This is a genomic window from Afipia sp. GW823-FHT06G09 (assembly GCF_058794875.1).
The window spans coordinates 220,342-244,822 of sequence record NZ_JBXAHF010000005.1 but is presented as its reverse complement, the minus strand read 5'-3'; the positions used below and the strand labels follow the sequence as shown (position 1 = coordinate 244,822).

25 protein-coding genes are annotated in these 24,481 nt (G+C 56.9%); 22 read left to right on the top strand and 3 right to left on the bottom strand.

Annotation, left to right across the window (positions count from 1 at the left end):
• Nucleotides 1–15: 15 nt before the first annotated feature.
• The gene (locus AC1Q67_RS22085; RefSeq protein WP_492237314.1) at nucleotides 16–330 is read left to right on the top strand and encodes a DUF6166 domain-containing protein; all 315 of its coding nucleotides are present in this window, start codon (nucleotides 16–18) and stop codon (nucleotides 328–330) included.
• Nucleotides 331–1,443 (top strand): Zn-dependent alcohol dehydrogenase, encoded by a 1,113-nt coding sequence (locus tag AC1Q67_RS22080; RefSeq protein ID WP_492237315.1) that lies wholly within the window; start codon nucleotides 331–333, stop codon nucleotides 1,441–1,443. It abuts the gene before it with no gap.
• A gap of 7 nt (nucleotides 1,444–1,450) precedes the next feature.
• On the opposite strand, the gene AC1Q67_RS22075 is transcribed toward AC1Q67_RS22080, so the two are convergent.
• Nucleotides 1,451–2,137: a GntR family transcriptional regulator gene (locus AC1Q67_RS22075; RefSeq protein ID WP_492237317.1), complete on the bottom strand. Its 687-nt coding sequence runs from the start codon at nucleotides 2,135–2,137 to the stop codon at nucleotides 1,451–1,453.
• 384 nt (nucleotides 2,138–2,521) lie between these two features.
• Between AC1Q67_RS22075 and AC1Q67_RS22070 the strand changes: the two genes are divergently transcribed.
• Both AC1Q67_RS22070 and AC1Q67_RS22065 read left to right on the top strand, forming a co-directional pair.
• Complete coding sequence (locus AC1Q67_RS22070; protein ID WP_492237318.1) at nucleotides 2,522–3,712, top strand: efflux RND transporter periplasmic adaptor subunit; 1,191 nt, start codon at nucleotides 2,522–2,524, stop codon at nucleotides 3,710–3,712.
• Nucleotides 3,709–6,879, top strand: a complete 3,171-nt coding sequence (locus tag AC1Q67_RS22065) for an efflux RND transporter permease subunit (protein ID WP_492237319.1) — start codon at nucleotides 3,709–3,711, stop codon at nucleotides 6,877–6,879. The genes AC1Q67_RS22070 and AC1Q67_RS22065 overlap by 4 nt, the downstream gene beginning before the upstream one ends.
• Here the strand turns inward: AC1Q67_RS22065 and AC1Q67_RS22060 are convergent.
• The gene (locus AC1Q67_RS22060) at nucleotides 6,876–7,778 is read right to left on the bottom strand and encodes a LysR family transcriptional regulator (RefSeq protein ID WP_492237320.1); all 903 of its coding nucleotides are present in this window, start codon (nucleotides 7,776–7,778) and stop codon (nucleotides 6,876–6,878) included. The two genes, AC1Q67_RS22065 and AC1Q67_RS22060, sit on opposite strands and share 4 nt — an antisense overlap.
• Before the next feature lie 170 nt (nucleotides 7,779–7,948).
• On the opposite strand from AC1Q67_RS22060, the gene AC1Q67_RS22055 reads away from it, so the two are divergent.
• From AC1Q67_RS22055 to AC1Q67_RS22025, 7 genes are all read left to right on the top strand, one after another.
• Nucleotides 7,949–9,160 (top strand): amino acid ABC transporter substrate-binding protein, encoded by a 1,212-nt coding sequence (locus tag AC1Q67_RS22055; RefSeq protein WP_492237321.1) that lies wholly within the window; start codon nucleotides 7,949–7,951, stop codon nucleotides 9,158–9,160.
• Between the two features lie 27 nt (nucleotides 9,161–9,187).
• Complete coding sequence (locus AC1Q67_RS22050) at nucleotides 9,188–10,054, top strand: branched-chain amino acid ABC transporter permease (protein ID WP_492237322.1); 867 nt, start codon at nucleotides 9,188–9,190, stop codon at nucleotides 10,052–10,054.
• Nucleotides 10,051–10,986: a branched-chain amino acid ABC transporter permease gene (locus tag AC1Q67_RS22045; RefSeq protein WP_492237323.1), complete on the top strand. Its 936-nt coding sequence runs from the start codon at nucleotides 10,051–10,053 to the stop codon at nucleotides 10,984–10,986. The genes AC1Q67_RS22050 and AC1Q67_RS22045 overlap by 4 nt, the downstream gene beginning before the upstream one ends.
• Nucleotides 10,979–11,728 (top strand): ABC transporter ATP-binding protein, encoded by a 750-nt coding sequence (locus AC1Q67_RS22040; RefSeq protein WP_492237324.1) that lies wholly within the window; start codon nucleotides 10,979–10,981, stop codon nucleotides 11,726–11,728. Before AC1Q67_RS22045 ends, AC1Q67_RS22040 begins: the two co-directional genes overlap by 8 nt.
• Entirely contained in the window at nucleotides 11,721–12,455 is a 735-nt protein-coding gene (locus AC1Q67_RS22035) for an ABC transporter ATP-binding protein (RefSeq protein ID WP_492237325.1), read from the top strand. The genes AC1Q67_RS22040 and AC1Q67_RS22035 overlap by 8 nt, the downstream gene beginning before the upstream one ends.
• Nucleotides 12,456–12,502: 47 nt before the next feature.
• The gene (gene cnbZ, locus AC1Q67_RS22030) at nucleotides 12,503–13,261 is read left to right on the top strand and encodes a 2-amino-5-chloromuconate deaminase CnbZ (protein WP_024573664.1); all 759 of its coding nucleotides are present in this window, start codon (nucleotides 12,503–12,505) and stop codon (nucleotides 13,259–13,261) included.
• A 128-nt stretch (nucleotides 13,262–13,389) separates the two neighbouring features.
• Nucleotides 13,390–14,445 (top strand): winged helix-turn-helix transcriptional regulator, encoded by a 1,056-nt coding sequence (locus AC1Q67_RS22025; protein WP_024573665.1) that lies wholly within the window; start codon nucleotides 13,390–13,392, stop codon nucleotides 14,443–14,445.
• A 13-nt stretch (nucleotides 14,446–14,458) separates the two neighbouring features.
• On the opposite strand, the gene AC1Q67_RS22020 is transcribed toward AC1Q67_RS22025, so the two are convergent.
• Nucleotides 14,459–15,658, bottom strand: coding sequence for an ABC transporter substrate-binding protein (locus tag AC1Q67_RS22020; RefSeq protein ID WP_492237326.1), 1,200 nt, complete (start codon nucleotides 15,656–15,658; stop codon nucleotides 14,459–14,461).
• Between the two features lie 156 nt (nucleotides 15,659–15,814).
• Between AC1Q67_RS22020 and AC1Q67_RS22015 the strand changes: the two genes are divergently transcribed.
• From AC1Q67_RS22015 to AC1Q67_RS21965, 11 genes are all read left to right on the top strand, one after another.
• Complete coding sequence (locus AC1Q67_RS22015; RefSeq protein ID WP_492237327.1) at nucleotides 15,815–16,609, top strand: ABC transporter ATP-binding protein; 795 nt, start codon at nucleotides 15,815–15,817, stop codon at nucleotides 16,607–16,609.
• Nucleotides 16,606–17,334 (top strand): ABC transporter ATP-binding protein, encoded by a 729-nt coding sequence (locus AC1Q67_RS22010; RefSeq protein ID WP_492237328.1) that lies wholly within the window; start codon nucleotides 16,606–16,608, stop codon nucleotides 17,332–17,334. The genes AC1Q67_RS22015 and AC1Q67_RS22010 overlap by 4 nt, the downstream gene beginning before the upstream one ends.
• Before the next feature lie 8 nt (nucleotides 17,335–17,342).
• On the top strand, nucleotides 17,343–18,221 hold the full coding sequence (locus tag AC1Q67_RS22005; RefSeq protein WP_492237329.1) for a branched-chain amino acid ABC transporter permease: 879 nt from the start codon (nucleotides 17,343–17,345) through the stop codon (nucleotides 18,219–18,221).
• Between the two features lie 5 nt (nucleotides 18,222–18,226).
• Entirely contained in the window at nucleotides 18,227–19,258 is a 1,032-nt protein-coding gene (locus AC1Q67_RS22000) for a branched-chain amino acid ABC transporter permease (protein WP_492237485.1), read from the top strand.
• Nucleotides 19,259–19,384: 126 nt separating this feature from the next.
• On the top strand, nucleotides 19,385–20,536 hold the full coding sequence (locus AC1Q67_RS21995; protein WP_492237330.1) for an iron-containing alcohol dehydrogenase: 1,152 nt from the start codon (nucleotides 19,385–19,387) through the stop codon (nucleotides 20,534–20,536).
• A complete protein-coding gene (locus AC1Q67_RS21990; RefSeq protein ID WP_492237331.1) occupies nucleotides 20,533–20,997 on the top strand; it encodes an acyl-CoA thioesterase in 465 nt (154 codons plus the stop codon). The genes AC1Q67_RS21995 and AC1Q67_RS21990 overlap by 4 nt, the downstream gene beginning before the upstream one ends.
• Nucleotides 20,998–21,022: 25 nt before the next feature.
• Nucleotides 21,023–21,517, top strand: coding sequence for an SRPBCC family protein (locus AC1Q67_RS21985; protein WP_492237332.1), 495 nt, complete (start codon nucleotides 21,023–21,025; stop codon nucleotides 21,515–21,517).
• A gap of 21 nt (nucleotides 21,518–21,538) precedes the next feature.
• The gene (locus AC1Q67_RS21980) at nucleotides 21,539–22,312 is read left to right on the top strand and encodes an enoyl-CoA hydratase-related protein (RefSeq protein WP_492237333.1); all 774 of its coding nucleotides are present in this window, start codon (nucleotides 21,539–21,541) and stop codon (nucleotides 22,310–22,312) included.
• A 4-nt stretch (nucleotides 22,313–22,316) separates the two neighbouring features.
• Complete coding sequence (locus AC1Q67_RS21975) at nucleotides 22,317–23,192, top strand: FAD binding domain-containing protein (protein ID WP_492237334.1); 876 nt, start codon at nucleotides 22,317–22,319, stop codon at nucleotides 23,190–23,192.
• The gene (locus AC1Q67_RS21970; protein ID WP_492237335.1) at nucleotides 23,189–23,674 is read left to right on the top strand and encodes a (2Fe-2S)-binding protein; all 486 of its coding nucleotides are present in this window, start codon (nucleotides 23,189–23,191) and stop codon (nucleotides 23,672–23,674) included. Before AC1Q67_RS21975 ends, AC1Q67_RS21970 begins: the two co-directional genes overlap by 4 nt.
• A complete protein-coding gene (locus AC1Q67_RS21965) occupies nucleotides 23,671–24,432 on the top strand; it encodes an N-acyl homoserine lactonase family protein (RefSeq protein ID WP_492237336.1) in 762 nt (253 codons plus the stop codon). The genes AC1Q67_RS21970 and AC1Q67_RS21965 overlap by 4 nt, the downstream gene beginning before the upstream one ends.
• Nucleotides 24,433–24,481: the final 49 nt, after the last annotated feature.

The window sequence follows — 24,481 nt, the reverse complement described above, 5'->3', positions numbered from 1 at the left end:
AGTGGAGAGAGCAAGATGAAACATTATGTGGGCGACCGGACGATCGACGGAGTGAAGGTAACCGTCGACGGTGTACCGTTGAATCCCCGGATCGAGGTGATGGAATTCAGCAAGAACGGCTTTGAATGGAGCTACGAGGGACCAGAGCCGCGCCAGCTCGCACTGGCCTTGCTTGCCGAGCATCTCGGTGACGCGGGTGCCGCCAAGACGGCGGTCGAGCCGTTCATGCGAGAGGTGGTCGCGAACTTTGGCAACGAATGGGAAATGACGTCATCGGATATCGATCTTGCGCTCAAGTCGCTCGGCGGCTCCGGCAAGGCGGTTGCATAGATGCCGCTCCAGTACCGCGCGGCTATTCTTCACGCCGCGAAAACACCGCTCTCCGTTGAGACTGTTACGGCAACCGTATTGAAGCCCACTGACGTTCTGGTGCGAATTCGTGCAGCGGGGTTGTGTCATACCGATCTTGAGGTAATCGAGGGATCGTTACGCTTTCCGATGCCGATTGTGCTCGGTCACGAAGCCGCTGGTGTCGTTGAGGACGTCGGCTCCGACGCGCGCGGCGTAAAGAAGGGTGATCACGTCGTACTGTCGTGGAATCCGCATTGCGGGCACTGCTTTTATTGCGATCGCGATTTGCCGATCGTTTGCGAGGAATATCTCGGCGAAGGTCCAAAGGCGAAGGCATTTGACGGCGAAAGCCGTGCCAGGCTTGCGGATGGCCGCGATCTTCAGCAGCTGATGTTTGTTGGATCCTTCGGTGAGTATTGCATTGTACCGGATCAGCAGGCGATTGCCGTGCCGAAGGAAATTCCTCTCGACCGTGCCTGCCTGATCGGCTGCGGGGTGATGACCGGTGTAGGCGCTGCGTTGAATCTGGATGCTATCAAGTATGGCGATACGGTCATGGTGATCGGTTGTGGCGCGGTGGGGTTGGCCGCGGTCCAAGGGGCGAGGTTAGCGGGAGCGGGGGCGATTATCGCGGCAGATCTCGATCCCGCAAAGCTCGCATTGGCGATGACACTTGGTGCAACCCACGCTGTTAATGCTTCAAATGATGATCCTGTCGCCGCAGCAAAGAGCGAGACCTGCGGACGGGGCGTTGATGTCGTAATCGAATCTGCCGGCAGCCTCGCAGCGTTCCGCGTTACCGCGGAGGCGGTGCGTCCGGGCGGCAATGTGATATGGCTTGGCAAGGTCGACGTGCAGCAGGACGTGGCGTTTCGCTGGGGGTCCCTGATGCAGGAAAAGCGCATTCGTCGCGTCAGTTACGGCAATGCGCGGCCTCATCGCGATTTTCCGATGTTAGCCCGCGCCTATCTCGACGGATCATTAATGCTCGATGATCTGATCTCACGCCGCATTTCTCTGAACGAGATCAATGCGGGCTTCGACGCACTGAAACGCGGCGAAACCATTCGCAGCGTTGTGATGTTTGATTGAGATGGAATCAGGTATCAAGCGTTTTGCGCGCGAAATCTTCGATATAGTCGATTAGCTTGTCGGACGCGGCGGCCGCCATTTTGGGCTTCTTTCCGGCCACGGCTTCCGCGACCGCTGCATGCAGCTTGGCGGCCAGCGGGAGATCCGCCACTTCCTGATAGTGTTGATACCAGAAGCGGCGGGAGAGGGCGTTCATGAGTCCCATTGAACGCCGGGCGAATTCATTGCGAGCAGTTGTTGCGATCAGAAGGTTGAATTTCTGATCGAGGCGCATAAATTCCATGTCGTCCGCCTGGGCCGCTGCCTTGAGCATTCCGCGCGCCACTTCCGCGAACTCCTGGCGTTCTTCAGGAGTGGCGCGTTCGGCTGCCAGCCTCGCCATTAACCTTTCAAGTTCGCGGCGTACTTCGAGCAATCGCAGTTGCAGCCTCAGATTGATCTCCGAGACCATGATCCCACGCCTCGGCATGATCACGACGAGGCCGTCACGCGCGAGGCGTTGCAGCGCTTCCCGAATCGGGGTTCGGCCGATCTTTAATTTCAATGCGAGAGTATGTTCGGACAGGATGGTGCCGGGGGTTAGTTGAAGGGTGACAATCATCTCCTCGAGTTCTCGATAGGCGCGATCTGTCAGAGTTCCGTCATCGATCTCCGGATTTGGCACCTCGCGTTTTGTAACCTTCTTGGATTTCAACTCGTTCCCCGTGAGGCATGAACCGTTCCGACCGTCCCAAGCATATATTCGTAGTATATCAATGACAAGAACCTGCAGTTGGAAGGTCTAGCAAGTGAGATCTGAAGGCCGACCAAAGGCGCCATGCTCGCGCAAAGAAATAGCATAAGCGATTTTAGAGTCCTTCATTAGCCGATGTTTGGTCGACTGCACACGGATAGCTAAGCGGCAGCTGTTGTGCAATTTCTGTTGTTGGCAAGCTTTCTTTAGGATGACATCGCCGGTTATCGTCGATCCTTCGGGTTGCATGATACTGGCGGTCTTCATAAATGCGCGATAACCTGCGCGTTCGACAGGAATGAAAACACTGATCGAGTGCTTGGACAACGATGTCGGGGGCTTGCGATGCGATCGAAAGTGTTAGCGGGTAGTTTCTGGCGAGCCAGATGGAGCAAATCACTTCTGGTGGGTGCTGCAGCTGTGTTTGGGGTCGTTCTGACCGGTTGCGAGAAGCCAGCTCAACCACCCGCCGCGAGCGCGCCACCGGTCACGGTCGCCCACCCGACCAAGCGGACTGTAACCGACTGGGACGAGTTCACCGGGCGTTTCGATGCTATTGAGCAGGTTCAGGTCCGCGCCCGCGTTACCGGCTTCGTCATGAGCGTTGAGTTCAAAGATGGGGCCCTCGTCAAGGCCGGGGAGTTACTCTACGTCATTGATCCTCGGCAGTATCAGGCAGTTGCAGAGCAGGCCAAGGGGCAACTTGCTGATGCGAAAGCGAAGATTGAATTGGCGGAGCGTGAGCTGTCGCGCGCGGAGGCGCTGATAAAGACGCAGGCTGTTGCCGAGTCCATTGTCGATCAGCGCCGCCAGCAGCTTCAGTCGGCTCAAGCAGCGGCAATGCAAGCAGAAGGCGCATTGCAGCGCGCCGATCTCGATGTTGAATTTACCAAGGTACGAGCGCCGATCGACGGGCGGGTCAGCCGTCACCTTGTAACGGTCGGTAATCTTGTGCAGGGAAGCGAAAGTGGCGCGACGCTGCTGACGTCCATCGTCTCGCTCGACCCGATTCACGTCTATTTTGACATGGATGAATCGATTTACATCAGAAACAGCAAATTATGGTTTGAAGGAAAACGGCCGAGCTCGCGCGATACTGCCAATCCTGTTCAGATCATTCTTTCCGGTGATACCAAACCGTCGCGCGAAGGAGCGATGGACTTTCTGGATAACCGGCTTGATGTGGGCACGGGAACGTTGCGTGGCCGGGCCCTGGTCCAAAATCAGGATCTGTCGATTCTGCCAGGCCAGTTTGCACGCGTCCGCGTGCTCGGCAGTTCTCCCTATGAAGCCTTGCTCTTGCCCGATACCGCCATTGCCACTGATCAGTCGCGCAAGATTGTTTTCGTCGTCAAGGCGGACGATACGGTTGAAGCGAGGCCGGTCACGCTTGGCCCGCTGGACGATGGTTTAAGGGTCATCCGGGAGGGTCTGAAGGCTGACGATCGGGTCATCGTCGAGGGGCTTCAGCGCGCGCGGATAGGCGCAAAAGTGGCGCCACACCCACCCGCAGCCAGCGGTGGTGGCAAGCCATGAATCTTGGACGCCTCTCTATCAACCAACCAATTCTGGCAATGGTTTTGTCGATCGTGCTGCTCATTGTGGGGGCGATCGCATACACGACCCTGCCGGTGGCGGAGTATCCACAAGTCGCGCCTCCAACGGTTGTTGTCACAACACAGTATCCGGGAGCTTCCGCGCAGACCGTTTCCGACACGGTGGCGACGCCGATTGAGCAAGAGATCAACGGCGTTGAGGATATGGAATATATCTATAGTCAGGCAACGTCGAACGGTCAGTTGAATATCACCGTCACGTTCAAGCTCGGCACCGATCTCGATAAGGCCCAGGTGCTGGTACAGAACCGGGTCGCCATAGCGCAGCCACGGTTACCCGAAGAGGTTCAACGCAACGGCGTCGTCACACGTAAGAACAGCCCAGACTTGCTGATGGTCGTATTCATGCTGTCGCCCGACGACACTTACGATCAGCTCTATATTTCCAACTATGCGTTACGGCAGGTTCGTGACCAGCTGCTGCGGCTTGACGGCATCGGCGACATCCAGATCTTCGGAGCACGTGATTATTCGATGCGGTTGTGGCTCGATCCAGAGAAGGTCGCCACACTTGGAATGACGGCGGGTGATGTCCTCGCGGCTATCCGTGCGCAGAATTTGCAAATCGCGGGGGGGCAGGTTGCAGAGCCGCCAATCGCCGATCGTGCTTTTCAGCCAAACCTGACCTTCACCGGGAGACTACGAGACCCTCAACAATTTGAGAACATCGTCATCAAGGCTGGTGCGGATGGCCGTACGGTGCGTCTGCGCGACGTGGCGAGGATCGAACTTGGGGCGCTGTCTTACACGACCAATAGTTTTTTGCTTCGCAAATCGGCGGTTGCGATGCTGGTGTCGCAGCGGCCGGGATCTAACGCCCTCGCTACAGCCAAGAATATTTCGGACGCCATGGTCCGGCTGAAGGCGGATTTCCCCAAGGGATTGGCGTATAATATTGGCTATAATCCGACCGAGTTCATCGCCCAGTCTGTCAGCGAACTGATCAAGACTATTTATGAAGCGATGATTCTGGTCGTCGTCGTGGTGTTGATCTTCCTGCAGGGGTGGCGGCCAGCAATTATTCCCATCCTGGCAATACCCGTCTCACTGGTGGGTACCTTTGCCGTTATGGCGGCGCTTGGATTTTCCATCAACAATCTGACATTGTTTGGTCTCGTTCTCGCTGTGGGCATAGTGGTCGACGACGCTATTGTCGTGGTCGAAAATGTGGAACGGCATCTGGCGGCGGGTGTAAGCCGGCGGGAAGCTGCGTTACTGACGATGCAGGAAGTTGGCGGCGCGCTGGTTTCGATCGCTCTCGTTCTGTGCGCGGTGTTTGTTCCCACTGCATTCCTCGGTGGTATTTCGGGGCAATTCTTCCAGCAGTTCGCTGTGACGATAGCGGTAGCGACTGCAATTTCATGCTTCTGTTCACTAACGCTTTCTCCCGCGCTGGCGTCGCTGATTTTGCGTCCGCATGAAGAAAGTAAGAAGCCGGCGAGCTGGAATTTTATCGCGCGCGGATGGGAGAAGTTCATCGGGGTCTTCAACCGCGGCTTTGACCGGTTGTCACACGGCTATGGAAGTGCCGCTGGCTTTGTGATTCGGCATTCGGTTGTGATGTTGATTGCATATCTGGTTCTGATTGCATCGGCGGTCTGGCTGATTGTGACTACGCCGCAAGGGTTCATCCCGGCGCAGGACCGTGGATATGTAATTGTTTCGGTGCAGTTGCCCGGTGCAGCCTCTTTGGCGCGCACGACGGAAATTGTTCGTCAGATTGAAAAGATCGCGCTCGACACACCGGGGATCGTTCGCGTGCCTTCATTTGCCGGGTTCTCGGGGGCAACCCGCACTCAGTCCAGCAATGCGGCCGCATTGTTTCCGGTATTCGAGGACCCGGAAATCCGGTTGAAGAAGGGGCTTTCCGCGACGGTGATCACTGCGGAGCTGCGGAAGCGGCTATCGGTTATCGAGGGAGCCTTCATTATCGTTGTGCCGCCACCTGCTGTTCCGGGCATTGGCACCGGTGGCGGCTTTGCGATGCGTGTACAGGATCGTCAGGGGCGGGGACCTGAGTTGCTGGCTGCGGCAACCGACGAACTGGTGGCTGCCGCTCGCAAGGCGCGAGGACTCACTGCGGTATTCTCTCCATTTACTGCGAACACTCCGCAGGTCTTCGTTGAGATTGATCGCCAAAAGGCGCAAATGCTACGTGTGCCCATTCAAAATGTGACCGAGTCGATCGAAACGTATTTCGGCTCCACCTATGTTAATGATTTCAATATCCTCGGGCGCACCTATCACGTTACAGCACAGGCTGACTTGCCGTTCCGCAAGGAGATATCAGATCTTGCCCGGCTAAAAACACGCAATACGGCTGGCGAGATGGTCTTGCTTGGCAGTGTTGTGAATTTCAGAGATACCTCCGGACCCGATCGTGTCGCGCGTTACAATCTTTACCCGGCGGCCGAACTCCAGGGCGACACAACTCCGGGAACAAGCTCAGCGACCGCGATCAACATCATGCAGCAGCTCGCGCATGAAACGTTGCCAAGCGGATTCACGTTCGAATGGACGGATCTCTCGTATCAGCAGGTAAAGGGCGGTAACTCCGGTCTCTATGTGTTCCCGATCTGCGTGCTGTTCGTGTATCTTGTGCTTGCAGCGCAATACGGCAGCTGGAGCTTGCCGTTCGCTGTTATTCTGATCGTGCCCATGTGTCTGCTTGCGGCGACGATTGGCGTGCGCATTATGGATCAGGATGTCAATATTCTTACGCAGATCGGATTTGTCGTTCTGGTGGGGTTGGCAGCGAAGAATGCTATTTTGATCGTTGAATTTGCGCGCGATATCGAACGTGAGGGGCGCGATAAGCTTGATGCTGTTATCGAGGCATGCCGGCTGCGACTACGGCCGATCCTGATGACCTCTTTCGCATTCATTCTTGGCGTGCTGCCGCTGGTGATTTCATCGGGATCGGGGTCGGAAATGCGTCAGGCAGTTGGCGTAGCTGTGTTCTTCGGTATGATTGGCGTAACGGTGTTCGGCCTGATTTTCACACCGATATTCTACATCCTGGTGCGCAGGCTGTTCCCGGGGAGTGTCGAAATGGAGCCGAGGACTACTGAAAGTGTTCCGGGCTAGTCCGTCTGCTCTTTCATTCTGTCGATAAGCAGTTCCGCGACGCGGAGGCCGGAGGGTGTAGTGTTACGGGCAGCGAGTTGCACCAGGGTCACCTGTGTTGCCTCCAGCCGCTTATCGCGTAACGGAATGGCAACGAGTGTGCCGCTGACCAGTTCAGGCATCGCTGCGTTTCGCGGCAGGAAAGTCCCGAGGCTGGTCTTGGCGGCCATCGTTCGCGCGAAGGCGATGGAGTTGGTCTCGCTGTAAAGATCGAGTTCGATGTTGGCCTTGGCGCAGGCACGATCGATTTCCTGACGGATGCCGAAGGACGGATCCGGCAAGATCACACGCAGCCCTGCCAGATCCTTGATTGTGCAGTGATTCATGCCCGCCATTGGATGATGCGGTGCGACCATCAGGCAGAGCGATTGCCGCATCCGCGCCAGTTCGATCAGATCGCGGCGGGGAGCGCGGCCAAAGACGAGTCCAAGATCAACTTCGTGCCGTCCGACCATTTCAGCCACGCCGCGTGATCCTACCGTCGTCACTGCGATCGAAATGCCAGGATAATCCCTTGAAAGATCGACCACAAAATCCGAGACAAAGCTCGCCAGCAAACCTTCCACGGTGGCGAGCTTCACGTGGCCGCGCTGCAACGAATCGAACTCCTCGACCTGAGCGCGAACTTGGTCCAGCTTTGCCTGGCTCTCTTGTGCATAGCGATAGAGCAGGTGGCCGGCATTGGTCAGGTTCATTCCCCGTGCGCCGCGCTCGAACAGTTTCACCGAAAGCTCATCTTCGAGCCCCTGCACCTGCCGGCTGATTGCGCTGGGTGCAATCCGCAGGGATTCTGCGGCTCGCTTGATCGACCCGCGCATGGTCACTTCGCGAAAGTACCGGATAGCTGTCGATTCAATCATGCTTTGGAGCTCACAGGTTGAGGGCTGGAGTTTGCTTTGAAACCAAGCAGGCGATGCATAGCGTTCGAATATTCAGACCTCTAGCTTCGAATTTCAATGCTTTTATTCGACCCCTTTATTTGCCAAGATTTCAGTCAGGTCGCACCCTCGGTCCCTGATGGAGAATCTGGATGGCTCGCTCCCGGCTCGTCTCGCGTGGTTTGAATTCGCTTTTGATTGTCGCTGCTTTGGGATTGTCCGCTTCGGCGGCTCAGGCGCAGGATGTCATCAAGTTTGGTGCGCCGCTTCCGCTCACTGGGCCGCTCGCGCCCGAGGCCATCAAGCAGCAGCAGGGATATGACCTGTGGGCCGAGCAGGCTAACAAGGCAGGCGGCATTTCGGTTGGTGGCAAGAAGTACAAGGTCGAGATCGTCTATAGCGACTACCAGTCGAACACGCCGCGTGCGGTTCAGACCACCGAGCAGATGATCACGCAGAATAACGTGAATTTCCTGTTTGGCCCGTTCGGATCCGGTGCCGCAAAAGCCGGAAGCAGCGTTTCCGAGAAATACAAGGTGCCGACTATTGCTGCGACCGCGTCGTCGTCGCAGGTCTACGATCAGGGATACAAGTATCTGTTCGGGACTTTCACGCCGAACGATACGCTGACCACGCCGCTCACCCAGATGGTCAAGGCGAAGGCGCCGGACGTGAAGAAGGTTGCGATCCTGGCGCGGAACGATCTGTTCCCGCTGGCGATCGCCCAAGAGATGGAAAAGTCGGCGAAGGGCAATGGTCTCGAAGTCGCGTATTTCGAGAAATATGCGATCGGGACTCTCGATCACTCCGCGACGCTGTCCCAGATCAAGTCGCTGTCTCCGCAATGGATATTCGTCACCGGCTATATCAACGATTTGCTGCTGGTGAAAAAGCAGATGGCTGATCAGCAGATCAAGGCGACGGTGGTTTCGATGATCGCCGGCCCAGCCTATCAGGAATTCATCGACGCGGCCGGTGCAGGCGGGGAAAATATCACCAGCGCCGCGTGGTGGCATCCAGCCGCGCAGTACTCCGGCAAGGATATTTTTGGCACAACGGCAAACTACGTGAAATTGTTCAAGGAGAAGTACAAGTCCGAGCCCGACTACGCGCAGGCGTCAGCTTCGGTTTCCGGTGCGTTGTTCCAGATGGCGATCGAAAAGGCAGGATCGTTGGACAAGGACAAGGTGCGCGATGAACTCGCCAAGATGGATGTGATGACGTTCTTCGGACCGGTGAAGTTTGGACCGACAGGGCAGATCAATTCATTGGAGCCGCCGGTATTTCAGCTTCAGGGCGGCAAGCCCGTCGTTCTTTCTCCCGCGCTGATCAAGCAGGGCGACTTCAAGCTCGGCGTCAACTGATCAACTGCGGGAAGGCGGGGACATCGCATGCTGGCGGCCCAGGTTCTGATCAATGCTTTGGTGCTGGGCTGCCTTTACGCATGTATTGCGATCGGCTTCTCGTTGGTTTGGGGCGTTCTGAACGTCATCAACCTGATCCACGGCTCGTTTATCGTTCTCGGCGCCTATCTGGCCTGGGGACTTTATCAATCGCTCCACATCTCGCCGTGGTATGCGCTTGTCGTCGCGGCGCCGCTGTTTTTTGTGTTCGGCTACTTCATTCAACGCCTTATCCTCAACCGGGTGATCACGGCACCGGTGTTGGTTACGCTGACGCTGACATTCGGCCTCGACCTGATCCTCAACAACGCGATGATCTACTATTTCAAGGCTGACTACCGGAAGCTGACGCTCACGCCGCCGATGGGTTCGGTCTCGCTGTTCGACGTCGTCGTGCCGGTTGACCGGTTGATCGCGACTGCGTCCGCTTTGGCATTGACCGGAGTGCTCTATCTCATCCTGCGTCGATTGCGGGTGGGGCGAGCCATCGTTGCGGTAAGACTCGATCGCGACGCCGCCACGCTGATGGGCGTCGACGTTAATTCGATCTACGCGATAGCGTTTGGTCTTGGCGCCGCCCTGGCGGGTTGCGCGGGTGTGCTCATGGCCCTGATCTTCCCGATCTCGCCCCTGACTTCAACGGCCTATCTGGGGAAAGCATTCGTTGTCTGCGTGCTCGGGGGACTCGGCAGCGTGTCAGGCGCTCTCGCAGGGGGTATCCTGCTGGCTCTGATCGAAGGCATCGGCTCGACGCTGATCGGTCCGGCGCATGCAACCACCTTGTCGTTCGTCTTGCTGATCATCTTCCTGATCGTCCGCCCTCAGGGCCTGCTTGGCCGGAAGGGCTTCGAATGACCCGGTCAAATCTGATTCTGCTTGTGCTGGTGGCCTGCATCGCTGCGCTGCCGATTTTCGGCGGTGCTTATGCGCTGCGGCTTGGCACGATCGCCTGCATGTACGCGATCCTTGCATTGTCATGGAACATCGTCGGTGGTTTCGCAGGCTATCCATCGTTTGCGACGGCAGCTTTTTTCGGTTTGGGCGCCTACACAACGGGTGTCCTGATGTCGCGCGGCGTATCCCTTGGTGTTGCAGTGGCCGCTGCATGGGTCGCATCGTTCGTTGCTGCGAGCCTGCTTGGAGCCGCGCTGCTGCGCTTGCGTGGACACTACTTTGCAATTGCCAGCCTCTCGCTGATCGAGGTGTTTCGCGAGCTTGTCAACAATGCCACGGATCTCACCGGCGGGGGTATGGGCCTGAATATTCCTTTGACGTCTGCGGCTGGCGTGCTGTCGGATGCGACGTTCTTCTTCTATGCGATGTGGGCATTGTTGCTGGGGACAGCCTTGATGGTCATTGCCGTTGCAGGATCAAAGCTTGGTTTTGGGCTGGTCTGCATCCGGCAGAATGAGACCGCGGCCAACATGATCGGACTCAATGCCACGCTCTACAAGAGTGTCGCATTCGGTCTGTCAGCATGTTTCGTCAGCGCTGCCGGCGGCATCTACGCTGCGTGGGTTCATTACATCGACCCCTCCGATGTGTTCGACATTCTTTACTCGGTAAAACCGATTGTGATGGCGTTGATCGGAGGACTCGGATCGCCGCTTGGGGTCGTTATTGGTGCGCTGGTCTACCTCGGATTGGAGGAGGTGGTTTGGCGTAACTACATCCAGATTCATAGCGGCGTGCTTGGCGTTCTGATCGTGGCGCTGCTGCTGTTCCTTCCGCACGGACTGATGTCGCTGCGCGATCGGTTGCTATCATGGAGGCCGAAGCGTGTCTGAAATACTCAGATTGCAGTCCGTCTCGCGTCATTTCAGCGGCCTTAAGGCGCTGAGCGATGTGTCGCTCGGTATCGCAAAGGGCGAGGTGCTCGGACTGATCGGGCCGAACGGTGCCGGCAAGACGACACTCGTTAATGTGGTGACTGGTGTCACACCGGCCAACTCCGGGACAGTGACTTTCGCAGGACAGGACATTACGCGTGTAAAGACCTATCAGTCCGCACGTCTCGGACTGTCGCGCACCTTTCAGATCGTGCAACCCTTCGCGGAGCTTTCCGCGCTTGACAATGTGGCTGCTGCGGCACTGTTTTCGCAACCTAACGAAAGCCTGAAGTCTGCGCGCGAGTCTGCCCGCGATCGCCTGGCATTTGTTGGCCTGGAAGCGCAATCCAGTCAGCCGGCTGCGACCTTGACTCTGGCAATGCGCAAGCGCCTCGAACTGGCAAAGGCGCTGGCGATGAAGCCAAAGCTGCTGTTTCTGGATGAGGTCAATGCGGGATTGAACAGCGCGGAGGTCGAACGCGCGACGCGTCTGATCCACGAACTTGCAGCCAGCGGCATTACGATTGTGATGATCGAGCACCTGATGAAGGTTGTGCTTAATGTCTGTACGCGGATCGTCGTGCTGCACAATGGGAAGCTCATTGCGGACGGGCTACCGCGCGAGGTGATCAAGAACCCTGCGGTGGTCGAAGCCTATCTCGGCCAGCAGTATGCCCAGAGGGCTGCTTCCCATGGTTAAGCAGGCTCTCATTCTCGAATTGCAAGGTCTTCGTGCCGGTTATGGCGAAGTTCAGGTGCTCTGGGGAATCGATCTTTCGGTGCGCAGGGGGGAGATCACGGCGCTGATCGGCTCAAATGGCGCGGGCAAGACGACCCTTATGCGAGCGCTGTCAGGCCTTATTCCTGTGCAGTCGGGCTCATATCGATCGGAAGGCGAAAACCTGGCGGGCGCGACGGCGGCGGCGATCCTCTCGCACGGCATTGTTCATGTGCCGGAAGGGCGACGACTATTTGGTGCGATGAGCATCGAGGACAATCTCCTGATGGGTGCGTATTCGCGCACAGCCACGCGCGCTGAAATCAGTCGTGACATGGACAGGGTTTACACAACGTTTCCGAAACTGTCTGAGCGCCGCAATCAGGCGGCAGCGACGCTCTCCGGTGGCGAGCAGCAGATGTGCGCAATTGGACGCGGTCTCATGAGCGCGCCGAAGCTGCTGATGATTGACGAACTGTCGCTAGGGCTCTCGCCATTGCTGGTGGAGCAGCTTGTTGCTGCGCTACGCAGCCTCAACGCCGAGGGAATGTCCATCCTGCTGGTGGAGCAGGATGTGACGACGGCACTGGATTTGTGCGACGCGGCCTTCGTCATGGACATGGGCCGGATCGTCAGATCGGGTTCGGGTGCGGAGTTGCTGGCAGATCCGATCATTCGCGACGCCTATCTCGGCGTTCTTGAAGAATAGCTCCAGTCAACCGACAAATTCCATTTGGAAAAGCAAGAAGAGGCAACATGATCAAGACTGTCGAAGCGCCCAATGGAGGCTATCGTTTTATGCCGGGCGTCAGCCAATATTCTGCTGGTGTTGCGGCGCTTCCCGGCTTTGCGCTCGAGCGCGTACGGTTCACCAAGCCGGTGCCGCTGCGTCAGGGATTTGAGCGCATCGCGCAGATTTTGAAAGATGCCGGTCGCCCCTTGAGCGCATTCGCTGCTTGTGAGCTGCGTTCGCCCGCGCCGTTTACGGAGAGCGGTTTCGTCAAGTTCAACGAAGAATACACAGGCACCTTGAAGACTTGGGGGGTGATGCAGGATGGTGCCGCAAATCCTGTGGCGCGCAGCAACGTCTGCCCGAAAATCGACCCGCCGTCGGAGCCGGGCTTTTACGCCTTCACTTATGCGGTCCCTGCTGTGAATGCGCCAACATCTTTTGTGGTCGCTGGAAGTGGAGAAGCGCCGGAGGGTAAAGGAAATTACCGCGATCACGCCGTCCGGCTCGGCGATATTTCTCCAGCGGCGATGCTGGAGAAAGCGAAGTGGGTTCTGGGTGAGATGGAACGGCGCATGAGCGCGTTTGGCGGAGACTGGAGCCAGGTAACCGCGACGCAGCTTTACACCGTCCACGACATCTTTCCGTTCATTGAAACTGAGATCGGAAAGCGCGGAATCTTCAGACAAGGCCTGACATGGCATCTCAATCGGCCGCCAGTGCAGGATCTTGAATATGAAATGGACTGCCGACGTGTGCACGTGGAGCGCATCATAGAAGTGTGAGCCTGTGTTGATGGACTACGGACCTTGACGAACGCGCTCGGATACCGTCAAACTCTTTGCGAATGGCGGCTCATTTGCATGGGTTATGCCGGTATCCAGCGATCAAGTTTTAGGTTCGGGACGGAATTATGCGGCTGGCGACTGCGACAAAGCAGGGAAGGCGGCCCAAGGTCGCTAAAGCCGTACCGCCCGCCCGGGTCATTCAGAAGCAGCCGGTATTGACCGAACGGAACTGTTCGGTCGCCCGGACGGTCGGTATTCTTTCGGATGCCTGGGCGTTTCTTGTAATCCGGGAGGCATTTTTCGGAGCCCGGCGGTTCGAGGAATTTCGCTCAGCTCTCGAAATTTCCCGGGCAACCCTGACGGACCGTCTTCGGCGTTTGACACGTGAGGGGATTTTCCGGGAAATCAGCTATTCCGAGACATCGAGTCGCGTCGAATACAAGCTGACGAAATCCGGTATCGACCTTTATCCCACCTTCATGGCTCTCATGCAGTTTGGTGATCGATGGCTGGCCGATCCAAAAGGAGCGCCGCTTCAGCTTATTCACGAAGGTTGCAATTGCGTCAGCAAGCCATTCGTATCGTGCTCTTGCTGTCATCAACGTGTTGTCGCGCGGGGCGTCAGCTATCGCGACGGGCCGGGAGCGGGGAAGACACGGGTCGAACCTTCTCGACGGTCGCGCCGGGCGGCCGACGACTTTATGCGCGGGCGACCGAGCTCGGTATCCCGGTCACTTGAGGTGATCGGCGATCGCTGGAGTTTTCTTGTTATTCGTGAGGCTTTCTTCGGCGCCAGGCGCTTCGACAAGCTCCAAACAGAGCTGAACATTGCCTCAAATATCCTCACGGACCGTCTTGCGCGGCTCGTTGAACGCGGGGTTTTCAAGAAACGGAAGTACCAGTCGTTACCGGAAAGATTTGAGTATCTGCTGACTCCGATGGGAATGGATCTTTACGGCCCATTAATCATGATGATGGCTTGGGGCGACCGGTGGCGCGCCGATGGCAAGCCACCGCTTATTCTCAAGCATCTGGAATGCGGCAAGGATTTTACGCCGACTGTCATCTGCAATCGATGCGGAGAACCAATTCATGCGACATCGATGAAATATCGCATGCGTTACGATCCGGACAAGTTCGGCGGCACGAAGAGCGGCCGGGCGGTGCCCGGCCGCGTCTGAGCGATGGTTTGTTTTACTTCTTGATCAGCGGGCACTTGCTTTCCGAGAGGGGTCGAAAAGCTTCCTCCCCCGGAACGACGGCGCGGAGCTTGTAGTAGTCCCATGCGTATTTTGATTCAGAGGGTTTCTTGACTTCATAGACGTACATGTCGTGCACGAAGCGGCCATCCTCGCGAACGCGACCATTCTTCGCAAAAAAGTCGTTCACCGGCATCTCGTGCATCTTGGCCATCACTGTCTTGGCGTCGTCGGTACCGGAAGCTTTGATTGCATTCAGGTAATGCATCGTCGACGAGTAGTCGCCGGCGTCACCCATATGCGGCATGCGCTTCATCTTCGCGAAAAAGCGTTTGGAGAATGCCCGGGTTTCTTCATCGCGATCCCAATAGAAAGCATTGGTTAGGACGAGACCCTGTGCCGTCGTCAGGCCCATCGAATCGATATCGGTAATCCAGACTAGCAATCCCGCGATGGTTTGCTTTCCGCCGTCGGTGAGACCGAAATCCTTGGCCGATTTAACCGCGTTGATGAACGTTGTTCCGGAGCCGGCAACGGCAACAACCTTGGACTTTGAAGCCTGCGCCTGAAGCAGAAATGACGAGTGGTCGGCCGTATCAATGGGATATCGGATCGAACCAACGACCGTGCCGCCGTTTGCCTTCACTACATTCGATGTGTCGCCCTCAAGCGCATGGCCGAACGCGTAGTCGGCCGTCAGAAAGTACCACGAGTTCAGACCTTCCTTGATAAGTGCTTTTCCTGTCCCCTGAGCCAGGGCGTAGGTATCATACGCGTAGTGGATGCTGTTCGGCGTGCAGGAATCGTTGGTGAGCCGTGACGAACCCGACCCGTTGACGATCGCAATGCGATTCTTCTCTTGTGCGACGTTGGTCACCGCAAGCGCAATCGATGAGTTTATCAGGTTTGCGATCAGGTCGACTTTGGCGACGTCGTACCATTCACGAGCCTTCGCGATTGCCACTTCATTGCGGTTCTGGTGATCGGCGACGACCACCTCGATAGGTTTGCCGAGAACCTTTCCGCCAAAATCTTCCACCGCCATCTTCACGGCAGTCACCGATCCTTCCCCGGACTCATGGGAAAACTGGCCGGACATGTCGGTCATCACGCCGATTCTGACGACGTCGTCAGAGACGTTCGCAGTCTGTGCATACGCCGGGCTTGCCAAACTTATACTTGCGGCAAGCGTCATGGCCACCTTGCTCATTGTTGCTCCTCCCTCTTTTTGTTCAAGACTTACCTGATCGACAGGCTTGCATAACTAGACTAATTTGATATGACGATGTCAACAGGCTCGCGAGGCTCAATGTCATTGCGACGCACAAAAATTTCGGAGGAGATGGTCCCGATGAAGGAAGCGTCGCATCATACGGATGTCGATGTGGTTCTCGAAGCGCGCGGGCTGCGAAAGGAATTCCGCGGTTATGTTGCCGTCAACAGCGTTGACCTCGACATTCGTCGCGGCACGATTCACGCGCTGATTGGTCCAAACGGAGCAGGTAAAACGACAGTTTTTAATCTGCTGACCAAGTTTCTGGTCCCAACATCAGGCCGCATCCGGCTGGAAGGGGCCGATGTGACGACGGAGCAGCCAGCTGCGCTTGCTCGCCTTGGTCTTGTACGTTCATTCCAGATATCAGCGGTTTTTCCGCATCTTTCGGTCAGCGAGAACATCGCAATCGCACTTCAGCAGAGGTTTGTATCGCCCTCGAAATTCTGGCGGGGCGGACTCCGGCCCGACGACATGTCCGAGCGCATTTGCGGTCTGCTCGGTCAAGTTGATCTGAGTGCGTTCGCGCAAACCCGCGCTGGAGACCTGGCTTACGGCCGTAAGCGGGCGCTCGAACTCGCGACGACGCTAGCGACCGAACCGAAGGTCATGCTTCTCGACGAGCCTACTCAGGGACTGGGACATGAGGATGTTGAGCGCGTCACGGACCTCATCAAGCAAGCGGCGATTGGCCGCACGGTCGTCATGGTCGAGCACAACATGAAGATGGTTGCACGAATTGCCGACAGGATCAGCGTGCTGCGCCGTGGTGAAATCATTGCGGAAGGACCTTACCACGAGGTGTCCAGAAATCCGCAGGTGATCGAATCCTACCTAGGCTCACGTTCGCGTACGGCGGGAAAAGCGTCATGAGTGGAGACATGAAAGGACCGGCTGCTGGCGAAATTCTTGCTATAGACAAGCTACAGGCTTGGTACGGCGAGTCGCATGTTCTTCACGGTATGTCGTTTTCCCTGCAGCGCGGCGAGGTAGTTGCACTTCTCGGCCGCAACGGGAGCGGTCGCACGACAACGCTACGCGCAATCGTCGGGTTGATCGACAAGCGGCAGGGATCAATCCGAATCGGCGGCAAGGACACCATTCGTCTCGCGCCTCACATGATTGCCCGCATGGGCGTCGGTTACTGTCCTGAAGAGCGCGGCATCTTCGCCAGTCTGTCTTGTGAAGAAAACTTGCTGTTACCGCCCAAGCAGTCCGAGGGCGGTATGCCCCTCGATGAAATCTACTCTTTGCTTCCCAATCTTGCCGAACGCCGGAGCACACCTGGAACAAGGCTTTCAGGAGGCGAGCAGCAGATGCTGGCGATCGCGCGAATCTTACGCACCGGTGCCAGGCTATTGCTGCTCGACGAGATATCCGAGGGGCTTGCCCCGGTGATCGTTGATCGCCTTTTCGATCTTATCACCGAACTGAAGTCTCGCGGTTACACGATCCTTCTCGTTGAGCAGAACAAGTATTTCGCCGCGCCGCTCGCGGACAGATTTCTGGTCGTGGAGCACGGCGACATCACGATGCGGTTAACTGCGGCCGAGCTTGAAGCGAAGGCCGAGCTCGTTGATCGAAGCCTGGGGGTTTGAGAATCGCGATGTTTGACATTCCCGCACAAGTTCTGCTCGGTCAGATCACGATTGGTCTCGTGAACGGCTCCTTCTACGCGATTCTGAGCCTCGGTCTCGCGTTGATCTTTGGATTGCTCAACATCATCAACTTTGCTCACGGCGCGCTCTATATGCTCGGCGCATTTGGCGTCTATCTCGCTATGCAAAAGTTTGGCATCAACTACTGGTGGTCATTGTTTCTCGTGCCAATCGTAATTGGCGGGTTTGGAGTGTTGATCGAGCGACTTCTGCTGCGTCGGTTGGCTGGCCTCGATCATCTCTACGGCCTGTTGTTTACGTTCGGACTTGCGCTAGTGCTTGAAGGGATTTTTCGCGACATCTATGGCTCTGCGGGCCTTCCTTATCAAACACCTCAGGCGCTGCGCGGGCTGGTCGACCTCGGCTTCATGAGAATGCCGATCTATCGGATATGGATTGTCGGTGTTTCTCTGTTTGTCTGCCTTGTTATCTGGTTCCTCATCGAGAAAACGAGGCTTGGATCGTATTTGCGCGCAGGCACAGAGAATGCGCGGCTGGTACAGGCTCTCGGGATAAACGTCCCATTGATGGTGACTTTCGTCTATGCGCTTGGCGCAGCGTTGGCGGCTTTCGCCGGCGTGCTGGCTGCGCCGATCTATCAAGTCCAGCCGCTGATGGGGTCGAACATCCTGATCATCACGTTTGCGGTGGTGGTCATTGGCGGGCTGGGATCGACAGCCGGTGCGATTGCGACAGGACTCGCGCTCGGCGTGATCGAAGGTCTCTCGAAGGTATTCTATCCGGAAGTGTCATCGACAATCGTGTTCATTGTCATGGCGCTTGTTCTGCTTGTCAGGCCTGCCGGGCTGTTTGGGCGTGAAGCGTGAGCATCATGAACATGAAATCGTCGACCATTCTGCTCCTTGGTCTGGCCGCTATCGGCATCCTTGCGCCATTTGCGGGCCTGTATGCGCAGTTTCTGATGAAGTGCGTGGCGTTCGCGCTATTCGCGGTGGCATTCAATTTCTTTACGGGAAATGTGGGGCTTCTCTCGATCGGTCATGCCGCTTTCTTTGGCTTTGGTGCGTATGCGGCGGGTTACGTAACCAAATCCTGGGGCTTCACGCCGGAGCTTGCGCTGGGAGTTAGCCTTATCATTGGCGTTGTGCTCGGTGCAGTCATGGGCGGAATGGCCATTCGGAGGCAAGGGATCTACTTTGCCATGATCACGCTGGCGCTTGCGCAGATGATCTATTTCATTTGCGTACAAGCGCCTTTTACCGGTGCGGAAGATGGTCTTCAGCGGATTCCGCGACGCGCCCTGTTCGGACTGTTCGATCTTTCAAATGACCACGCAATGTATGCGTTCTCACTCGTGGTGATGCTTCTTGCAGTCTGGGGATTTCAGCGGATCATGGAAGCACCCTTCGGGCAGGTGCTTCTTGCCATTCGCGATAACGAGCCGCGGGCCATTTCACTGGGCTACGATGTTCAGAGTTATAAACTATCGGCATTCACGATGTCCGCAGCGGTCGCAGGTCTTGCGGGCGGCCTGAAGGCCCTGACCCTGGGGTTTGCGGGGCTGCCTGATGCACATTGGACCCAGTCTGGAAACGTCATCCTGATGTGTCTGCTCGGCGGATTGGGAACGCCTCTTGGGCCTATCGTCGGCGCGATCCTGGTTGTGACCCTCGAAAGCAAGCTCGCCAGCCTCGGTGTGGTTCAAGTGGGACCTCTTGCAGTCGACCTCTCGAGCAAAGTCCCGATCGTCATCGGACTGATTTTCATGATCTGCGTCATGCTTTTCCGGCGCGGGATCGTTGGAGAAATCAGTGCGACTTTCGCAGCCGCGAAGATCAACCGGGTTTCGCAGGAGAATGCTGAAAACGCATTCAACCGAGTTGACATCGCCTCTAAAAATTAGTCTAGTTATGCAAGTTACTATTCTGAGATGAAGAAGCCCATAACGCCTCGCCACTCGGAGCGGTCATTTCAGCGAGCTGGTCTCTGGTAGAGCGGCGATCTTCGCGAACGTAAAACGGAGCTTGCGGTGCAAGGGTTTGTTTTTCAGTCAACAAAATCAATCCTGGTCGAGCCGGGGAGTTCGTCGCGTATCGGCGAACTCGCCAAGGGCCTTGGATGCAAGTCCGTGCTTCTGGTCACTGATGCTGGTGTCAAGTCGGCGGGGCTGCTGCAGGCTGGTTTGCACGGGCTGGAACAGCAGGGAGTTGCAGTTACGCTATTCACGGATGTTGAGGCCGATCCTCCGGTTCATGTAATCGATGCTGCGGTCAAGGCTGCAATCGAAGCGGAGGTCGACGGTGTCGTTTCAATCGGCGGCGGTAGTTCAATGGACGTCGCCAAGCTGGTTGCATTGTTGGCGGTTGGGAAGGAAAAGCTCGCGGATATCTACGGCGTCGGCATGGCCAAAGGTCCGCGTTTGCCTCTGGTGCTTGCACCTACTACTGCTGGCACCGGTTCGGAGGTGACGCCGATTTCAATCGTGACCACCGGTGAAGGGGAAAAGAAGGGTGTCGTATCTCCCATCTTGTTGCCCGACTGGGCGGTCCTGGATGCGGAGTTGACGCTCGGATTGCCTCCAGCGGTAACAGCCGCTACCGGCATTGACGCGATGGTTCACGCTATCGAAGCCTACACCAGCAAGCGGCTGAAGAATCCGCTGTCCGATGCATTGGCCCGCGAAGCCCTCAGGCTTCTTGGGGCCAATATCTATGAGGTTTGCCGTAACGGGACTAATCGCGACGCGCGCCACAATATGCTCCTCGGCTCGATGCTCGCCGGAATGGCATTTGCGAACGCGCCGGTGGCGGCTGTGCATGCGTTGGCTTATCCGGTTGGTGCGCGATTCCACGTCCCGCACGGGCTGTCGAACTCCTTGGTGTTGCCGCAGGTTATCCAATTCAATGCGAGCTCCGCGGAGGCTTACTACGGCGAGCTCGGTGCTATTCTGACGCCGCAGGCGACCGGAGGCGCGCCCGATCGGACAAGGGCGCTTGTAAAAATGCTATCCAATCTTCCGGTCGAACTCGGGCTCCCCACGCGTCTGCGCGATGTCGGAATCGCGCAGACGGATGTGGCAATGCTTGCCGACGATGCGATGAAGCAGACGCGCCTTCTGGTCAACAACCCTCGCAAAGTCACCCACGCTGATGCGCTCGCGATCTATGAGGCATCGTTATGACGGCGCGAGCCAGGCCTGAATTACGTAGCGGGTATGTTCACTTTCAGGTCATGACGACGCGTTGGATGGACAACGATGTCTATCGCCACATGAACAACACGACGTACTATTCGTTCTTCGACACGCTTGTCTGCCAGTATCTTATCGAAAGGGGAGCGCTCGATATCGAGAAGAGTTCGGTGATTGGCCTTGTCGCTGAAACCACCTGCCGTTTCTTCAAGTCGATTGCTTTTCCTTCGAAGATCAATGCCGGTCTTCGCGTCGGGCATCAGGGCAACAGCAGTATTCGCTACGAAATCGGCCTCTTCAAGGACGACGAGAGCGTTGCATCTGCTCAAGGACATTTCGTGCACGTCTATGTCGATCGCGCGAACAGCAGGCCTGTCACCTTGCCGGAGGCTGTGAGGCTGGCGGTTGCACCGTTGCTCATTGCCGGCGTGCATTCGGCGGTCGCCGAATAGCTGAGGGCGTTGAAGGAGTAATCGCATGGAAATGTCGGGACAAACGACTCTGAATGCTTCACAGGCCGATGTCTGGGCGGCGCTTAACGACCCCGGTATTCTTAAGCAGGCCATCCCGGGTTGCGAGGCGCTTGATATGACGTCGGAAACGGACTTCTCGGCATCGGTTGTCCTGAAGGTGGGGCCAATCAAGGCCAAGTTTCTCGGCCGCGTCACGCTGTCCGATATCATCCCGCCGGAAGGCTATACCATCACGGGTCAGGGGCAGGGTGGCATTGCCGGCTTTGCCGAGGGAGGTGCCACTGTCAGACTCAAAGCGCTGGATTCAACCCATACTGTCCTTCACTATGAAGTCCAGGCAAAGGTTGGTGGCAAGATCGCGCAGCTTGGCGCGCGGCTGATTGATTCGACAGCGAAGAAGCTTGCCGGACAATTCTTCGATCGGTTTGGGGAACTGGTTAGCAGCAACCCGGAAGAGTCCAGGAACGAAGCAAGCAAGGGAAGCCGGGCAGCAGTCTAGATCGCCCGCGGGAGAGAGACGTTGGCAAACATCGAGGTCACGATTGATAACGCGGTTGCCGTGGTTAGGTTGAACAGGCCGGCTGAACGCAATGCCATGACGCTTGCGATGTGGCGCGACGTGGCTCGAATTTTCAGTGAACTCGGTCGCGCCCCAACCGTGCGAGCGATTGTCCTTACAGGGGCTGGCGGCAACTTTAGTGTGGGCGCGGACGTCTCGGAGTTCGCCGCTGTTCGTTCGAACGCCGAAAGCAGCGCCGCGTATGAAGTCGCCGTCGATGCGTCGTCGGATGCTATCGCGGGTGTGCCAAAGCCGGTGATCGCGGTTATCGAAGGTTATTGTCTTGGCGGTGGATGTCACCTGTCGATGGCGTGTGACTTCCGATTTACGCATTCTGATGCGTCGATAGGTATTCCGGCGGCAAAGCTGTCGATCGTTTACGGTATTCGCAGTACACAGCGCCTCTTGTCGCTGGTCGGACTCACCAATGCGAAGCGCATTCTCTACAGCGCCGAGCGGTTTGGAGCAGCTGAAGCTGAGAAGATGGGTTTCTCGGATCGCGTATCGGACAACCCGATGCGTGATGCCAAGGTCTTTGCGGCTAGCATCGCCATGTTGGCTCCTTTGTCGGTGGCCGGAGCGAAGTTGATCCTGACAGATCTGACAATGGGGCAAGGCGCACTGGAGACGAAGGCTGCACAAAGCTTTATCGATCAAGTTTCCGCGAGCGAGGACTACGAAGAAGGTCGCAGAGCCTTCGCTGAGAAACGTCCAGCGATATTCAAGGGGCGCTGAGCAGATGAAGCCCGCCGCCTTCGATTATGTCGTCGCCGATAGCGTGGAAGCTGCAGTGTCCGCACTTGCAGCTGCGGACGGGGACGGCAAGATTATCGCTGGCGGTCAAAGTCTTGTGCCGATGCTCAACTTCCGTTTGCTTCGGCCTTCGGTGCTGGTCGATATCAATCGAATTACCGGTCTTGCAGGCGTCGAGGATTGTGGGGAGTCGATTAGAGTCGGCGCCTTGACGCGTCACGTCACGCTCGAAACATCGCCCATTGTTGCCGAACATTTTCCCGTGTTGCATGAAGCGATGACCTTTGTCGCTCACCTCGCTATCCGCAACCGTGGCACGATTGGCGGTAGCCTGTCTCATGCAGATCCGGCCGCCGAGTTGCCAATGATGTCATTATTACTCAATGCAAGGCTGGGTATCACATCAAGCACCGGTCGACGGACCGTCGATCCGGTCGATTTCTTTCTCGGCGCGCTGACTACGGATTTGGCTGACGATGATCTTTTGACTGACATCGAGTTTCCGAAATTGCCGCCGAAAACTGGCTGGGGATTCGAGGAAGTGGCCCGGCGATCCGGCGACTTCGCGCTCGCCTGTGTCGCAGCGACGATTTCACTGGTCGATGATACGGCAGGAGAAGTACGGATCGGGATGATGGGGATTGGTGAGACAGCAATGCGGGCGTCCGATGCCGAGGGTCTTCTTGCCGGCCAAAAATTGTCCGACGAATTGCTGGACGAAGCCGTGGCCTTGATCCGGGCGGCCGTCGAACCTAACACGGACCTGCACGCATCATCGGATTATCGGCGTCATCTCGTTGGTGTGCTGGCGCGTCGCGCGCTTATGTCGGCATGGCAACGCGCCGGGAGGGCGGTTGCATGACCATTTCTCGCAGTATCACGGTGACGGTGAACGGCGTTGTGCACGAGAGGAGCGTCGAGCCGCGCCTCCTGCTGGCGGATTTTTTGCGAAGTACGCTCGCACTGACCGGAACCCATGTCGGATGCGAACATGGAGTCTGCGGTGCGTGCACGATCATTGTAAACGGCGACAGTGTCCGATCATGTCTCCTGCTGGCGGTTCAGGTGGATGGTTGCGAGGTCGAAACCGTCGAAGGCCTCGGGACCATTCATAACATGGGTGCGATCCAAAACGCATTTCAGGAGCATCACGCCCTGCAGTGCGGCTTCTGTACGCCGGGTATGCTGATGACGGCAAAGGATTTGATCGCCAAGCATCCTCTTGCGACGGAGAAAGATATTCGCGAAGGCCTGTCAGGAAATCTTTGCCGTTGCACCGGCTATGAGAACATCGTTCGTGCTGTGCGCTCGGCGTCAGTTGCGCTGAAGGAGAAGACGTCATGAAGATGCATGTTTTGTCTGGTGGTCGTCTTCGAATGAAAAGGAGCACCTATTTTCCGGATGCTGATCGTAGCGAAATGATTGATCTGCCGGTGTCCTGCATGCTGATGCGGCACGTCCAGGGGAATGTACTATTTGATACAGGATGTCATCCGCAAGTGGCTGAGAACCCTGTGGCGCGGCTGGGCGGGCTCGCGAAATTCATGACACCTATCATGCCGCCCGGTGAACACGTCCTCAGTGGTCTTAAGTCTGTCGGGCTGGGGGCCGACGATGTCGATGTTGTGGTTTGCTCGCACTTTCATACCGACCACTGCGGCTGCAATGAATTCTTCAAGAAAGCCACGATCTTTGTTCACGCCCTTGAGCTTGAAGCGGCGAAGGCCCCGGATGCGGTGAGTAACGGCTATCTTGCGGTTGACTGGGATCATCCGATCCCTCTGAACGTCATTGACAAGCAAACGGATATTTTTGGCGACGGAAAGATCACCTTGATTCCGCTGCCAGGGCATACGCCAGGGACGGTCGGCGCGTTGGTCAAGCTCGACCGGAGCGGCGAGTTTCTGTTGACTTCGGATGCGGTGAGTATTCGCGCCAATCTCGATACGGATGCCGTCCCGCGTAATACCAAAAATCCCGAATTATTTTTGAGATCATTCGCCGAAATCCGCAAGATCGAATCCGGAGGCGCAACCGTCATATGTAGTCACGATAGCGCGCAGTGGAATCAACTGCGCAAGGGACCTGACGCGTATGACTGACAAGGTTCGGACCTTCAGAAAGGACATGCGAGACGTCGAGGATCTTGCG

What these genes read in the sequence shown, in the direction of transcription:
- AC1Q67_RS22085 (WP_492237314.1), top strand. Translation starts at nt 16, where the DNA reads ATGAAACATTATGTGGGCGACCGGACGATCGACGGAGTGAAGGTAACC.
- AC1Q67_RS22080 (WP_492237315.1), top strand. Translation starts at nt 331, where the DNA reads ATGCCGCTCCAGTACCGCGCGGCTATTCTTCACGCCGCGAAAACACCG.
- AC1Q67_RS22070 (WP_492237318.1), top strand. Translation starts at nt 2,522, where the DNA reads ATGCGATCGAAAGTGTTAGCGGGTAGTTTCTGGCGAGCCAGATGGAGC.
- AC1Q67_RS22065 (WP_492237319.1), top strand. Translation starts at nt 3,709, where the DNA reads ATGAATCTTGGACGCCTCTCTATCAACCAACCAATTCTGGCAATGGTT.
- AC1Q67_RS22060 (WP_492237320.1), bottom strand. Translation starts at nt 7,778, where the DNA reads ATGATTGAATCGACAGCTATCCGGTACTTTCGCGAAGTGACCATGCGC.
- AC1Q67_RS22055 (WP_492237321.1), top strand. Translation starts at nt 7,949, where the DNA reads ATGGCTCGCTCCCGGCTCGTCTCGCGTGGTTTGAATTCGCTTTTGATT.
- AC1Q67_RS22050 (WP_492237322.1), top strand. Translation starts at nt 9,188, where the DNA reads ATGCTGGCGGCCCAGGTTCTGATCAATGCTTTGGTGCTGGGCTGCCTT.
- AC1Q67_RS22045 (WP_492237323.1), top strand. Translation starts at nt 10,051, where the DNA reads ATGACCCGGTCAAATCTGATTCTGCTTGTGCTGGTGGCCTGCATCGCT.
- AC1Q67_RS22035 (WP_492237325.1), top strand. Translation starts at nt 11,721, where the DNA reads ATGGTTAAGCAGGCTCTCATTCTCGAATTGCAAGGTCTTCGTGCCGGT.
- cnbZ (WP_024573664.1), top strand. Translation starts at nt 12,503, where the DNA reads ATGATCAAGACTGTCGAAGCGCCCAATGGAGGCTATCGTTTTATGCCG.
- AC1Q67_RS22025 (WP_024573665.1), top strand. Translation starts at nt 13,390, where the DNA reads ATGCGGCTGGCGACTGCGACAAAGCAGGGAAGGCGGCCCAAGGTCGCT.
- AC1Q67_RS22020 (WP_492237326.1), bottom strand. Translation starts at nt 15,658, where the DNA reads ATGACGCTTGCCGCAAGTATAAGTTTGGCAAGCCCGGCGTATGCACAG.
- AC1Q67_RS22015 (WP_492237327.1), top strand. Translation starts at nt 15,815, where the DNA reads ATGAAGGAAGCGTCGCATCATACGGATGTCGATGTGGTTCTCGAAGCG.
- AC1Q67_RS22010 (WP_492237328.1), top strand. Translation starts at nt 16,606, where the DNA reads ATGAGTGGAGACATGAAAGGACCGGCTGCTGGCGAAATTCTTGCTATA.
- AC1Q67_RS22005 (WP_492237329.1), top strand. Translation starts at nt 17,343, where the DNA reads ATGTTTGACATTCCCGCACAAGTTCTGCTCGGTCAGATCACGATTGGT.
- AC1Q67_RS22000 (WP_492237485.1), top strand. Translation starts at nt 18,227, where the DNA reads ATGAACATGAAATCGTCGACCATTCTGCTCCTTGGTCTGGCCGCTATC.
- AC1Q67_RS21990 (WP_492237331.1), top strand. Translation starts at nt 20,533, where the DNA reads ATGACGGCGCGAGCCAGGCCTGAATTACGTAGCGGGTATGTTCACTTT.
- AC1Q67_RS21985 (WP_492237332.1), top strand. Translation starts at nt 21,023, where the DNA reads ATGGAAATGTCGGGACAAACGACTCTGAATGCTTCACAGGCCGATGTC.
- AC1Q67_RS21975 (WP_492237334.1), top strand. Translation starts at nt 22,317, where the DNA reads ATGAAGCCCGCCGCCTTCGATTATGTCGTCGCCGATAGCGTGGAAGCT.
- AC1Q67_RS21970 (WP_492237335.1), top strand. Translation starts at nt 23,189, where the DNA reads ATGACCATTTCTCGCAGTATCACGGTGACGGTGAACGGCGTTGTGCAC.
- AC1Q67_RS21965 (WP_492237336.1), top strand. Translation starts at nt 23,671, where the DNA reads ATGAAGATGCATGTTTTGTCTGGTGGTCGTCTTCGAATGAAAAGGAGC.